Origin of the sequence: Streptomyces sp. NBC_01506 (genome assembly GCF_045040295.1) — a bacterium.
Classification (GTDB): Bacteria; Actinomycetota; Actinomycetes; order Streptomycetales; family Streptomycetaceae; genus Streptomyces.
In genome coordinates this window covers 2,037,540-2,052,673 of sequence record NZ_CP109422.1, presented here as the reverse complement: position 1 = coordinate 2,052,673, position 15,134 = coordinate 2,037,540, and the positions used below count along the sequence as shown (strand labels likewise).

1 protein-coding gene is annotated in these 15,134 nt (G+C 75.3%); it reads left to right on the top strand.

What is annotated here, in order from left to right; genetic code table 11:
• Nucleotides 1-109 precede the first annotated feature (109 nt).
• The gene (locus OG329_RS08510; RefSeq protein ID WP_405793824.1) at nt 110-15,121 is read left to right on the top strand and encodes an SDR family NAD(P)-dependent oxidoreductase; all 15,012 of its coding nucleotides are present in this window, start codon (nt 110-112) and stop codon (nt 15,119-15,121) included.
• The last annotated feature ends 13 nt before the right edge of the window (nt 15,122-15,134 follow it).

Below are 15,134 nucleotides of genomic sequence, written 5' to 3'. Positions count from 1 at the left end.
GGGGAGGAAAGACAGGGAGGGCTTAGGGGGGAGATCAGGGGGCCCGCGGCCGTGCCCCGGCACAAGACTGGCCCGAGCCGGAAGCGCTCGACCAAGGGAAGTGGTGACCGTGCTCCGCACCGACCTGATCCGGCCGCTGCCGGAACTGCTGCGGGACAACGCAGCACTGTACGGCGACAAGACCGCGTTCCGGGACGCCCGGCGCGCTGTCACCTACCGGGAGTTGGAGGAGCGCACCCGGCGCCTGGCCGGACACCTCGCCGACCTGCGCCTCCAGCCCGGTGACCGGGCGGCCATCTGCCTGGGCAACCGGGTGGAGACGGTGGAGAGCTACCTGGCCATCACCCGCGCCAACGGCATCGGGGTGCCGTTCGACCCGCGCGCGTCCGAGAGCGAACTCGCCTATCTGCTCGACGACAGCGGCGCCCGTTTCCTCCTCACCGACACCGCCACCCTGGCCCGGCTCTCCGGCGTCCTCGCCGAGCGGCCCGACTTACGTGTCGTGGCCGTCGGGGAACTGTCGCAGGACGTGCCGGGCGACACCCTGTCGTTCACCGCGCTCACGCGGACCGAGCCCGTGTCACCGGCCCGCGACGACCTGGGGCTCGACGAGCCGGCCTGGATGCTCTACACCTCCGGGACCACCGGACGCCCCAAGGGAGTGCTGTCCACGCAGCGCAACTGCCTCTGGTCGGTGGCCGCCTCCTACGTACCGATACCCGGCCTGTCCCACGAGGACCGGGTGGTCTGGCCGCTGCCGCTGTTCCACAGCCTGGCCCACATCGTGTGTGTGCTCGGTGTGACGGCGGTCGGAGCGAGCGCCCGGATCATCGACGGGTTCGCCCCCGAAGAGGTCCTGAGGGCGGTCAGGGAGGAGTCGGCGACCTTCCTCGGCGGGGTGCCCGCGATGTACCACTACCTCGTCCGCGCCGTCCGCGAGTCCGGCTTCGAGGCCCCGGACCTGCGGATGTGCCTGGTGGGCGGGGCGATCACCACGGCCGAACTGCGCAGGTCCTTCGAGGAGGTGTTCCACGCACCGCTGCTGGACGCCTACGGCTCCACCGAGACCTGCGGCTCCATCACCATCAACTGGCCCACCGGCGCCCGGGTCGAAGGGTCCTGCGGTCTTCCGGTGCCCGGCCTGAGCGTCCGGCTGGTCGACCCGGAAGCCGGGCACGACGTGCCCGACGGGACCGAGGGCGAGGTGTGGGTGCGCGGCCCGAACGTCATGGTGGGCTACCACAACCGCCCCGAGGCCACCGCCGAGGTACTGCGCGACGGCTGGTACCGCACCGGAGACCTGGCCCGCAGGGACAGCGCCGGCTACTTCACCGTCACCGGCCGTCTCAAGGAACTCATCATCCGCGGCGGTGAGAACATCCACCCCGGCGAGGTGGAGGAGGTGCTGCGCACCGTTCCGGGCGTCGCCGACGCGGCCGTCGTGGGCAAGCCCCACGACGTGCTCGGCGAGGTCCCGGTCGCCTTCCTGGTGGCCGGTCCCGAAGGTCTGCGCCCGGACCTGCTGCTCGCCGCGTGCCGCGAACGGCTGTCGTACTTCAAGGTTCCCGAGGAGCTGTACGAGATCGCGGCCATCCCCAGGACCGCCTCCGGCAAGATCACCCGCCATGTCCTGCTCGACCAGCCCGCCCGGCTGCGGGCGGTGGGCGGCGGCCACGTCCCGGCGCTGTTCGGCGTCGACTGGTTCCCGCTCCAGGCGCGGCCCGGCGCGTCCGCGTCCGTATCCCCGTCCGTATCCCCGTCCGTATCCGCTTCCGTATCCGAGTCTGTATCCGCGTCCGCGTCCGCGTCCGCGCCGCGCTGGTGCGTGGCGGGACCCGGCGCCGACGAGGTGGCGGTCGCGCTGGCACCCGGGGCCGCCGGGGTGCGTACGTACCCCGATCTCGGCGCCCTGCGCCGCGCGCTGGCCGAGGAGGGGGAGAGCCCCGACGCGGTCCTGCTGCTGACGGCGGCGACCGGCACCGGCGGGGCGGACGCCGCCACGGCCCGCGCCGCCGTCGCGCGGGTCGCGGGGGACATCGAGTCCTGGTACGCCGACCCCGTCGCCTCGCCCCTGCGCCTCGTCGTCGCCACCCGCGGCGCCGTCGTCACCGAGGAGGGCGGCACGACCGAGCCGGACGCCGGACAGGCGGCGCTCTGGGGCTGGGTGAGCGGCAGCCGCGCCGCGCACGGGGACCGGTTGGTCCTGGCCGACCTGGAGCCGGGCTCGGCTGCCGCGCTACCTGCCGCGCTCGCCTCGGGGGAACCGCACACGGCCCTGCGTAACGGCGTGGTCCTGGTGCCCCGGCTGAGCCGGACCGCCCCCGGCGAGCAAGAACCCGGGCAGCCGTCCCCCGGGCGGCTGCTGGTCACCGGGGCCGACACAACTGCCGCCGGTACGGTCGCACGGCACCTGGTGGCGGTGGGAGAGGCCGAGGACGTCCTGCTGCTCAGCCCGCACGGTACGGCGGACCGGGGCGCGGCGGAGCTCGCGGCGGAGCTGGTCGCGCTGGGCGCCCGCACCGAACTGCTCGCCTGCGACCCGGCCGACCGCGCGGCGCTGGCCGCCGCGCTGACCTCCTCGGACGTCCCGCTCGCCGGGGTGGTGCATATCGCGGGGCCGCCCGACGGGACACCCGACGAGCTGCGGCCCTCGGTACTGGACGGCGCCTGGCACCTGCACGAACTGACCAGGGACACCCCTGTCTCGTCCTTCCTCCTCCTGGTCGCCGGCGCGGGACCGACGGACGACCGGACACCGGGGGAGGCGGCCGAGACCGCGTACCTGGTGGCACTGTCCGCCGCGCGGCGGGCCGCCGGACTGCCCGGACTGACGGTGAACTGGCCGGCCGACGGGCCGGTGGGGGACCGCGAGGGCCTGGCCGCCCTGGACGCCGCCCGTACGGCGGACCGGTCCTCCCTGACCATCACCCGGATCGAACCGGGCGACCTGAGCCGCGGCGACGTACCGCCACTGCTGCGCGCGCTGGTCGAGACGTCCGCTCCGGGAGCGGACGGCGCTGCCGACCCGGCCACCACGGCCGCGCTGCGCGCCGGACTCGAACGGCTCGACGCCACCGGCAGGCTGGCCGCCCTCACCGACCTGGTGGCACGCGAGACGGCACAGCGTCGCCCGTCACCCGGCGGCTCCGCGCTGCCGACCGACCGGGCGTTCAAGGACCTCGGCTTCACCTCGCTGGACGCGGTGGCCCTGCGTAACGCCCTCACCGCCGCCACCGGCCTCGCTCTTCCCGTCACCGTCGCCTTCGACCACCCGACCCCCGCCGCACTCGGCCGCCACCTGCGCGCCGAGCTGTGGCCCGAGACCGCCGCACCGCCCCGCGCGAGGCGGCCGGTGGCCGTCCCCGACGAACCGATCGCCATCGTCGGCATGGCCTGCCGGCTGCCCGGCGGGATCGCGTCCCCCGACGACCTCTGGCGTCTGGTGGCCGAGGGCCGCGACGCGATCTCGCCGTTTCCCACGGACCGGGGATGGGACCTCGACGCACTCTTCGACCCCGACCCCACGGCACCCGGCACCTCGTACGTCAGGGAAGGCGGCTTCCTCGACACGGTCGCCGACTTCGACGCGGACCTGTTCGGCATCTCACCTCGCGAAGCACTCGCCACGGACCCCCAGCAGCGGCTGCTGCTGGAAACCGCCTGGGAGGCGCTGGAGAACGCGGGCATCGCCCCCACCTCGCTGCGCGGCGAGGCAGCCGGGGTGTTCGCGGGCGTGATGTACCACGACTACTCGTCGCACCTGCGGCGGGCGCCCGAGGGGACCGAGGGCTACCTGGGCATCGGATCGGCCGGCAGCGTGGTGACCGGGCGGGTGTCCTACACCCTGGGCCTCCAGGGCCCGGCCGTCACCGTCGACACCGCCTGCTCCTCCTCCCTGGTCGCCCTGCACCTGGCGGCCCGTTCGCTGCGGCAGGGTGAGTGCACCCTGGCGCTGGCCGGCGGGGTCGCCGTGATGTCCAAACCGTCGCCGTTCGTGGAATTCTCCCGGCAGCGGGGACTGGCCGCCGACGGACGCAGCAAGGCGTTCGCCGAGGCGGCCGACGGAACGAGCTGGTCCGAGGGCGTAGCCCTGCTCGTCCTCGAACGCCTCTCCGACGCCCGGCGCAACGGGCACCCGGTCCTGGCCCTGGTCCGTTCCTCCGCGCTGAACCAGGACGGTGCCTCCAACGGCCTCACCGCTCCCAGTGGACCCGCCCAGGAACGGGTGATCCGGCAGGCGCTGGACGAGGCCGGTCTCGCGCCCGCCGACGTCGACGCGGTGGAGGCCCACGGCACCGGCACCCGGCTGGGAGACCCGATCGAGGCGGAGGCCCTGCTCGCCACGTACGGCCAAGGCCGCCCGGAGGGACAGCCGCTGCTGCTCGGGTCGCTCAAGTCCAACATCGGCCACGCCCAGGCGGCGGCCGGAGTGGCGGGCGTGATCAAGACGGTCATGGCACTGCGCAACGGCGTGCTGCCCCGGACCCTGCACCTGGACCGGCCCACCAGCCGGGTGGGCTGGTCGCGCGGTGCGGTGGAACTGCTCACCGAGAACCGTGACTGGCCCGCCGTGGACCGGCCCCGGCGGGCGGGCGTCTCGTCGTTCGGAGTCAGCGGCACCAACGCGCACGTCATCCTCGAACAGGCCCCCGACGAGCCCGCCCAGGAGCCGGAGCGCACCCAACTGCCCTCGGTCCTGTGGCCGTTGTCCGCCCACACCGCCGAGGCCCTGCGGGGCCAGGCGGCGCGGCTGGCCGCGCACGCAGCCGACCACCCCGAGCTGGACCCGGCGGACATCGGTCTCGCGCTCGCCACCACCCGGGCCCCGCTGGAACACCGCGCCGTCGTCGTCGCCTCCGACCGTGCGCGGGCCGTCGACGCGCTCACCGCGCTGGCCGGGGACCGGCCGTCGCCGGACGCCGTGACGGGCACCCCGGCGGGCGGGCGGACCGCGTTCGTCCTGACCGGGCAGGGCAGCCAGCGGCTGGACATGGGCCGTCAGCTTTACGAGGGGATACCCGCCTTCGCCGTCGCCTTCGACGCGGTGTGCGAGGCCCTGGACCGCCATCTGAGCAGGCCGCTGCGCGCGGTGGTGTTCGGGACGGACGCCGCTGTGCTGGACTCCACCGAATTCGCCCAGCCTGCGCTCTTCGCCGTCGAGGTCGCTCTCCACCGGGTCCTCGAAGGCTGGGGTGTACGGCCCGACCTGCTCGCCGGTCACTCGGTCGGCGAGCTGGCCGCGGCCCACCTGGCCGGCGTCTGGTCGCTGGACGACGCGGCGGCGCTGGTCGCCGCACGGGGCCGGCTGATGAACGCGCTGCCGACCGGCGGCGCGATGGCGGCCGTGCAGGCCGCCGAGGAGGAGGTCGTTCCGCTGCTGGACGCGCGCGTGGGGCTCGCCGCCGTCAACGGCCCGCGCGCCGTGGTGATCTCGGGCGACGCCGACGCCGTGGAGCGGGTGACGGACGTCCTCGCCGGGCGCGGCCACCGCGTCAAGCGGCTGCGGGTGTCGCACGCCTTCCACTCGCCGCTGATGGCACCGATGCTGGACGAGTTCCGCGCCGTCGCCGAGCGGCTGACCTACGCACCGCCCACCGTGCCCCTGGTGTCCGGACTGACCGGCGGGCCGGCCACGCCCGAGGAGATCACCCGGCCCGACTACTGGGTGCGGCACGTGATGAGTCCGGTGCGCTTCGCGGACACGGTACGGACCCTGCACGCCGAAGGCGCCAGGACCTTCCTGGAGCTGGGTCCCGGCGGCGTCCTGACCGCGATGGTCCAGGACTGCCTGGAGGAGACCGCCGATCCCTCCGTGGCCGCCGTGCCCGCGCTCCGCCGCGACCGGCCGGAGCCGCACGCCCTGCTCGCCGCGCTGGCCCAGATGCACACCCGGGGGATCGAGGTCGGCTGGCAGGCGCTGTTCGCGGACGCGGGCGTGCCCGGAGCCCCGCTGCCCACCTACGCCTTCCAGCACCGCCGCTACTGGCTGTCGGCCGCCGAGGACAGCGCCGACGTCTCGGCCGCGGGCCTCACCGGCAGCGGACACCCGCTGATCGGCGCCGTGGTCGCCCGGCCCGGCGCCGGGGGGACGCTGTGCACCACCCGCCTGTCCCGTGCCGCCCAGCCGTGGCTCGACGGGCACCGGGTCGGCGGCGAGGCGGTGGTGCCCGGCACCGCCCTGCTGGAGCTGGTCCTGCGGGCCGGCGACGAAGCGGGTGCGGACACCGTCGACGAACTCGTCCTGCACACCCCGATGGTCCTGCCGGAGCAGGGCGGTCTGCGCGTCCAGGCCGAGGTCCGGGGCCCGGACGACTCCGGCCGCCTCCCGGTCCTGGTACACGCCCGGCCCGACACCCCGGGGGAGGTGCCGTGGACGCTGCACGCCGAGGGCTTCCTGGCCCGGCGGGAGCAGGCCCCCGACTTCCGGATGACCGTGTGGCCGCCCGAGGGCGCGACGCCGCTGCCGGTGGACGACTTCTACCGGCTGAGGCAGGCGGCCGGCTTCGACTACGGGCCGCTGTTCCAACTGCTCCGCGCGGCCTGGACGCACGGCGACGACCTGTACGCCGAGGTGGCGCTGCCGCAGGAGCACACCCCGCGCGCCGACCGCTTCGGCCTGCACCCGGCGCTGCTGGACGCGGCGCTGCACTCGGCCGCGGCCGTCGAGGACGGCGCCGCCGCCGCGGGTGACGCCCCCGGCGTGCGCGAACTGCCCTTCGAATTCCGTGACGTGGCCCTCTTCGCCTCCGGCGCCGCCGAACTGCGGGTGCGTCTGACCCGGCTGCCGTCCGGCGCCACCGCCGTACGCCTCGCCGATCCGGCGGGCGAACCGGTCGCCTCCATAGGAGAACTGGTGCTGCGTCCGGCGGCCGGGCCGGGGGACCGCGCGCCCGGCCCGCGGGAGCGGATGCTCTTCCGCACCCGCTGGAGCCCCGTGACCCTGCCCGCCGCCGAGTACGGGGCATGGGCCCACCTGGGCTCCGCCGCACCCGCGCACCCGGACTGGACGCGCTACCCGGATGCCGACGCACCGGATGCCGACGCACCGGACGCCGCCGCGCCGGCCACCGACGCGCCGGACAGCGCCGCGCCGGATGCCGCCGCACCCGACGTCGTCGTGATCGACGCGCGTGCGGAGCCCGGCACTCCCGCGCAGCGGCTCAGGGCCATGACCGGTGCGGTGCTGGCCGGTCTGAACGACGTGCTGGCACGGCCCGGAGCCGACGAGGCGCGCGTACTGGTGCTCACCCGGGGCGCCGTCGCGGTGCACAGCGCCCAGGAGGTCACCGACGCGGCCTCCGGAGCGGTCTGGGGCCTCGTCAGGTCGGCCCAGTCCGAACACCCCGGACGGATCGTCCTGGTGGACACCGACGGCGGTGCCGCCGCCCTCGGCGTCCTGCCCGCCGTCCTCGCATCCGCCCACTCCCAGGCCGCCGTACGGGGCACGGAGATCTTCCTGCCCCGGCTGGAGAAGGCCGCCTCGGGACCCGCCCTGAGCGCCCCGGACGGCTCCCGCGCCTGGCGTCTGGAGACCACCTCCGGCGGCGGCACGCTGAACGATCTCGCCCTGGTGGACCACCCGGCCGCCCTGGACCCGCTGGAACCGGGCCAGGTGCGCCTCGGTGTACGGGCCGCCGGGGTCAACTTCCGCGATGTGCTGGTCTCGCTGGGCGTGGTGCCCGGCGAGAGCGGGCTGGGCGGCGAAGCCGCGGGCGTCGTGCTCGACGTGGGCCCCGGCGTCACCACTCTCGCGCCCGGCGACCGGGTCATGGGCATGATCGGCGACTTCGGGGCCTTCGGACCCGTCGCGGTCACCGATCACCGCATGCTCGCTCCCATCCCGGCAGGCTGGTCCTATCAGCAGGCGGCGGCCGTCCCCATCGTCTTCCTCACCGCCTACTACGGCCTGCGCGACCTCGCCGGGGTACGCGAGGGCGAGACGATCCTGATCAACGCGGCGGCGGGCGGGGTCGGCCTGGCCGCCGTCCAGCTCGCCCGGCACTTCGGCGCCCAGGTCTACGCCACCGCGTCCCCGGCCAAGTGGGACACCCTGCGCTCCTGCGGCATCCCGGACGACCGCCTGGCGTCCTCCCGTACGGCGGAGTTCGGACCGCGATTCCTCGCGGCCACCGGCGGGCGCGGGATGGACATCGTGCTCAACTCGCTGGCCGGTGAACTCACCGACACCTCGCTCGGACTGCTGCCGCGCGGCGGCCGGTTCCTGGAGCTGGGCAAGACCGACATCCGGGAGCCCGGGGACACCGCCGTATCCCATCCGGGGGTGCGCTACCAGGCGTACGACATCCGGGAGGCCGGGCCCGACCGTATCCAGTCGATGCTGCGCACCCTGACCGGTCTCTTCGCCTCCGGCGAACTCAGCCCGCCGCCCGTGGCGGCCTGGGACGTACGGCGGGCCCCGGAGGCGTTCCGCCACCTCAGCCAGGCCCGCCACGTCGGCAAGGTGGTCCTCACCGTCCCGCGGGCTCTCGACCCGGCCGGAACGGTGCTCATCACCGGCGGCACCGGCGTACTCGGCGGCCTGGTGGCCCGTCACCTTCTCGCCGAGCACGGCGTACGGAACCTCCTGCTGGCGGGCCGGCGCGGCGCGGCGGCCGACGGAGCGACCGCGCTGGCGGCCGAACTCACCGCCCAGGGAGCCAGGGTGACCCTGGCCGCCTGCGACACCGGCGATCGCGAGGCCCTGGCCCAACTGCTCGCGGAGATACCGGACGCGCACCCGCTGACGGCGGTGGTGCACACGGCCGGTGTTCTCGACGACGGCGTGCTGCGTTCGATGACCCCGCAGCGGCTGGACACCGTACTGCGGCCCAAGGCCGACACCGCGCTCCACCTGGACGAGCTGACCCGCGACATGGACCTCGCGGCCTTCGTGCTGTTCTCCTCGGCGGCGGGCACGCTCGGCAATCCGGGGCAGGCCAACTACGCGGCGGCCAACGGGTTACTGGACGCGCTGGCCCAGCGGCGCGGGGCCGCCGGACTGCCGGCGGTCTCGGTGGCCTGGGGGCTGTGGGCGCAGGCCAGCGGCATGACCGCCGCGCTGGACGACTCCGCGCTGTCCCGCACCCGGCGCGGCGGCATGCGCGCCCTCACCTCGGCGCAGGGCCTCGCCCTCTTCGACGCCGCGCTGCGCGGCCCGGAACCGGCCGTGCTGGCGGCCGGGCTCGAACTGGGTGGCGCCCAACGCCCCGACCCGGTACCGGACTTGCTGCGCGATCTGATCCGGCCCGCCCGCCGGACGGCGCACACCGGCGCCGCCGGAGGCAAGGGCCTGCCGGACCGGCTGGCCCACCTGGCCGAGGACGCCGCCCGACGGGAGATCCTGGCCCTGGTACGGGGCGAGGCGGCGCTCGTGCTCGGGCACGCGACGGTCGACTCCGTCGGAGCCGAACGCTCCTTCAAGGAAGCGGGCTTCGACTCCCTCACCGCCGTCGAGCTGCGCAACCGGCTGAGCGGTGCCACCGGACTGCGGCTGCCCGCCACCCTGGTGTTCGACCACCCCACCCCCGCGGAACTCGCCCGCCACCTGTGGCCCCTGCTGTCCGGGACCGACCGGGACGAGGCGGCGCCGCCCGCCGTACCGGACGCCCCGACGCCCGCCACCGACGACGACCCGATCGTCATCGTGGCGATGGGCTGCCGGTTCCCGGCCGGCGCCGACAGCCCGGACCGCTTCTGGCGCCTGATCGAGGACGGCGTCGACGCCGTCTCGGATTTCCCGGCCGACCGGGGCTGGGACCTGGACACCCTCTTCCACCCCGACCCCGACCATCAGGGCACCTCCTACGCCCGGCGCGGCGCCTTCCTGGACGCGGCGGCCTTCGACGCCGAGTTCTTCGGCATCTCCCCGCGCGAGGCCCTGGCCATGGACCCCCAGCAGCGGCTGCTGCTGGAAGTGGCCTGGGAGACGCTGGAGAGTGCGGGCCTGGACCCCACCTCACTGCGCGGCACCGACGTCGGGGTCTTCACCGGTGTCATCAACCACGACTACGCCCAGCGGCTGCGGGACGCCCCCGCCGAGAGCGAGGGGTACCGGCTGACGGGGATCTCCGGCAGCGTCGCCTCCGGACGGGTGGCCTACGTCCTGGGACTTGAGGGCGCCGCGCTGACCGTCGACACGGCGTGCTCCTCGTCCCTGGTCGCACTGCACCTCGCGATCCGGGCGCTGCGCCAGGGCGAGTGCTCCATGGCGCTCGCCGGAGGCGTCACGGTGATGGCCACCCCGGACAACTTCATCGAGTTCTCCCGGCAGCGCGGACTGGCCGCCGACGGCCGGTGCAAGGCGTTCGCCGACGGCGCGGACGGCACCGTCTGGGCGGAAGGCGTCGGGCTGCTGCTCGTCGAGCGGCTTTCCGACGCCCGGCGCCTGGGCCATGACGTACTCGCCCTGGTGCGCGGGTCCGCGGTCAACCAGGACGGCGCGTCCAACGGGCTGACCGCGCCGAACGGACCCGCGCAGCAGCGGGTCATCCGGCAGGCGCTCGCCGACGCGCGCCTGTCGGCGGCGGACGTCCAGGCCGTCGAGGCGCACGGCACCGGCACCGCGCTGGGCGACCCCATCGAGGCCCAGGCGCTGCTGGCGACCTACGGCACCGAGCGCCCGGCGGACCGGCCGCTCTGGCTGGGGTCGGTGAAGTCCAACATCGGCCACACCCAGGGCGCGGCGGGCGTGGCGGGCATCATCAAGATGGTGCAGGCGATGCGGCACGGCGTACTGCCCGCGACCCTGCACGCCCAGTCGCCCTCACCGCACGTGGACTGGACCGCGGGGCAGGTGTCCCTGCTCACCGAGGCCCGCCCCTGGACCGAGGAGGACGGGCCTCGCCGGTGCGCCGTCTCGTCCTTCGGGGTGAGCGGCACCAACGCCCATGTGGTCCTCGAACAGGCGCCGCGCGAACCGGCGCCCGCTCCGCGGCGTGCGCCGTCGGCGCCGCTTCCCGGGGTCCTGCCGTTCCCGGTCTCCGCCCGTACCACGGGCGCGCTGCGCGGGCAGGCCGCCCGCCTGGCCGCCGCCCTGCGGTCCGAGACCGCGCCCGGCCAGGGCGATCTGGCGTACTCGCTGGCCACCACCCGGGCACACACGGAACACGCCGCGGTGATTCTGGCGGCGGACCGCGCCGAACTCCTGGCCGGACTGCGGGCCCTGAGCCGCGACGAGGAAGCGCCCGCGACCGTACGCGGCACCCGGTCCGCACCGGGCGATCTCGCCTTCCTGTTCACCGGACAGGGCAGCCAGCGGGCCGGTATGGGCCGCGAGCTGTACGACACCTTCCCCGTGTACGCCGCGGCCTTCGACGTGATCTGCGCCGAGTTCGACCAGCATCTCGACCGGCCGCTGAAGGAGATGGTGCTGGCCGGCGACCTGGGAGAACTGGATCGCACCGCCTACACCCAGCCCGCGCTGTTCGCCGTCGAGGTGGCCCTCTTCCGGCTCATGGAAGCCTGGGGGATCAGGCCCGACCGGCTGGCGGGACACTCGATCGGGGAACTGGTGGCCGCCCACGCCGCGGGCGTACTCGCCCTGGCCGACGCCTGCGCCCTGGTCGCCGCGCGCGGCCGGCTGCTCCAGTCGCTGCCCGAGGGCGGGGTGATGACCTCCGTACAGGCGTCCGAGGAGGACGTGCTGCCGCTGCTCGCCGGCCAGGACCAGGTGGGGATCGCGGGGATCAACGGGCCTCGGTCCGTCGTGCTGTCCGGCGCCGCCGAAGCCGTCGGCGAGATAGCCCGGAGCTGCGCGGAACGCGGCTGGAAGACCCGTGCCCTGCGGGTCAGCCACGCCTTCCACTCGCCTCTGGTGGAACCGGTCCTGGACGACTTCCGGAAGGTCGCGCAGGGCCTTCGGTACCACCCGCCCCGCATCGAGGTGGTCTCCGCCGTCACCGGCGGTCCGCTCGACGCGGACACGCTCGCCTCGCCCGACTACTGGACGCGGCACGTACGCCGCCCGGTCCGCTTCACCGACGCCGTGCGCACCCTGCGGGCGGCGGGCACCGGGACCTTCCTCGAACTGGGGCCCGACGCCGTCCTGACGGCCATGGTGGGCGAGACGCTTGCCGACGACGACCCCGCCGCGCGCTGCTTCGCCGCGCTCCGCCGCACCGGCCCCGAGGTGCGCGCGCTGCTCACGGCGGTGTCGAACCTGCACGCGCGCGGTGTCGCCGTCGACTGGGCCGCCGTGTTCGCCGGTACCGGTACGAGCCGGGTGGCGCTGCCCACGTACGCCTTCGAGCATCAGCGCTACTGGCCGGCCGCGGCCCGCCGTACGCGGGGCTCCGCCGCCGGGCCGCTCGGCCACCCCCTGCTGGGCGGGAGGCTGGACGTCGCGGACGGCGGCGGGCTGGTCTTCGAGGCGCCGCTGGCCCTGTGGTCGCATCCCTGGCTCGCCGACCACCGGGTGTCCGGTCGTGTCGTCGTGCCGGGCACGGCGCTGGTCGAGATGGCGCTGCGGGCCGCGGGCGAGACCGACACCGGCACTCTCGCCGAACTGCTCGTCGAGGCACCGCTGACCGTGCCCGAGGAGGGCTCGGTCCAGGTCCAGGTGGTGATCGGCGGCACGGACCGGGACGGCGGCAGGGCGGTACGCGTGTACTCCCGTACGGGCGACGGCACCGGCACCCCCTGGACCCGCCACGCCGACGGCACCCTGGTCGCCGAGGCACCCCGCCCGCCCGCCGCCGAGGACATCTGGCCGCCCACGGGCGCCGTACCGGTGGACATCGGCGGCTTCTACCCGCGCAAGGCCGCGGAAGGGTACGGATACGGCCCGGCCTTCCGGGGACTGCGGGCGCTGTGGACCCGGGGCGAGGAGACCTTCGCCGAGGTCGCCCTGCCGGACGGTGAGCTGCCGCAGGCCGCGGCCTTCGGTCTGCACCCGGCACTCTTCGACGCCGCCACGCACGCCGGGGACTTCGGCGCGCTGGGTGACGGCGGGCAAGGAGCGATCCGGCTGCCGTTCGCCTGGAGCGGGGTCACCCTGCACGCCTCCGGCGCCGCCCAACTGCGGGTACGGGTCGCTCCGGCAGGGCCCGACGCCTTCTTGCTCGAAGCGTCGGACGAGCGGGGCGGCCCGGTCGTCTCGGTCGGTTCCCTGACGCTGCGGCCGGTCGCCGCCGAGCAGTTGCGGGGCGGTACGGCGATCACCGACGAGGCGCTGTTCCGGCTGCGCTGGACCGAGGTGCCGGGCACCGGAGGGGACACGTCGCTCCGCTGGGCGCTGCTCGGCGGGAGCGGGGCCGTCCCGGACGGTTCCCTGGCCGTCCACTACCCGGACATGGGCGCGCTGACCGGCGTGCTGACCGGCGCGTCGGGCGGTGCGTCGGGCGGCGCGTCGGGCGGCGGCGTACTGCCGGACGCCGTCGTCCTCGACCTGGCCGGTGCGGACGGCCTGACCGATGCCGGTGACCTGGCCGGTCTCGACGGCGCGACCGCCGCCGAGCGGCTGCCCGAACGCACCCTGCGGCTGACCGGCCGGGTCCTGGACCAGCTCGTCGCCCATCTCGCCGAACCCGCCCTGGAGACCGTACCGCTGGTGATCCGTACCAGCGGCGCGGTCCCGGCGGCGGGCGAGGACGAAGCGTGCGACCCGGCCGCCGCGGCCGTCTGGGGCATGGTCCGCACCGCCCAGTTGGAGAACCCGGGCCGCTTCGTGCTGCTGGACACCGCTGAGCGGGAGCCGACGGTATCGGCCGCCCGGGTCCTCGCCTCCGGCGAACCCCAGGGCGCGGTGCGGGCCGGGCGTCTCCTCGTACCGCGCCTGGTCCGGGCCGCACCGCCGGCGGCCCCGGCGACGGGACGCGGCCTGGACCCGGAAGGCACCGCCCTGATCACCGGCGGCACCGGCGCGCTGGGCGGCCTGGTCGCGCGGCGCCTGGTGACCGGACACGGCGTACGCCAACTGGTGCTGCTGAGCCGTCGCGGTGCCGCCGCGCCCGGCGCGGCGGCGCTCGTCGACGAACTGACCGGGCTGGGTGCCGAGGTACGGGTCGAGGCCGCCGACGCGGCCGACCCCGCGGCACTCGCCAGGGTGCTGGCCGCCGTGCCGGCCGATCACCCGCTGACCGCCGTGGTGCACGCCGCGGGAACGACCGACGACGGCGTACTCACCGGACTGGACAGCGGGCGGCTGGCGGGCGTGCTGCGGCCCAAGGCGGACGGCGCCTGGCATCTGCACCGGCTGACCCGCGACGCGGACCTCGCCGCGTTCGTCCTCTTCTCCTCCGCCGCCGCCGTCGTCGGCAACCCCGGGCAGGCCAACTACGGGGCGGCCAATGCCTTCCTCGACGGTCTGTCCGCGCACCGGCGGGCGATCGGCCTGCCCGCCACCTCGCTGGCCTGGGGACTGTGGGGAGTCACCAGCGAACTGACCGCCCATCTGGGGAGCAGGGACGGCGTACCCCAGCTCTCCCCCGACGAGGGTCTGGCCCTGCTCGACGCCGCGCTCGCCTCCGACGCCCCCGGGCTGATGCCGGCCCGGCTCGACTTCGAGGGCCTGCGCGCCGCCGCGGCGGACGGCACCCTGCCCGCCGTCTACCACCTGCTGGTACGGCCCGCACCGAAGGCCGCCGCCCCCGCGACGGCCACCGGAGCCACCGGTACGTCCTGGCCGGAGCGGCTTGCCGGACTGACGGCGGCCGAACAGGGCGAGCTGGTCCTGGGACTCGTCACCACCTCGGCCGCGGCCTCGCTCGGCCACGCCGACGCCGAAAGCGTCGTCCCGGGACAGTCGTTCAAGGACGCCGGTTTCGACTCCCTCGCGGCGGTGGACCTGCGCAACCGGCTCTCCGCCGCCGCCGGGACCCGGCTGCCCGCCACCCTGGTGTTCGACTTCCCCACCCCCGTGGCACTCGCCGGGCATCTCCGAACGCTCCTCGCACCCGCCGCCGAACCGGAGGGAGCGGCGTTCCGGGCGGAACTCGACGGGCTGGAACGCTCCACGGCGGTCGGAGCGGAAGCGGCGGACGACAGCACCCGTACGCACGTGATATCGCGGCTGCGCGCCATCGTCTCCCAGTGGGAGCGGCACGGCGACGCGGCCGCAACCGACCTGGACTCGGCGACCGACGACGAGATCCTTGAACTGGCAGAGCAGGAACTGGGTCTGTGACCCACGCTGACAG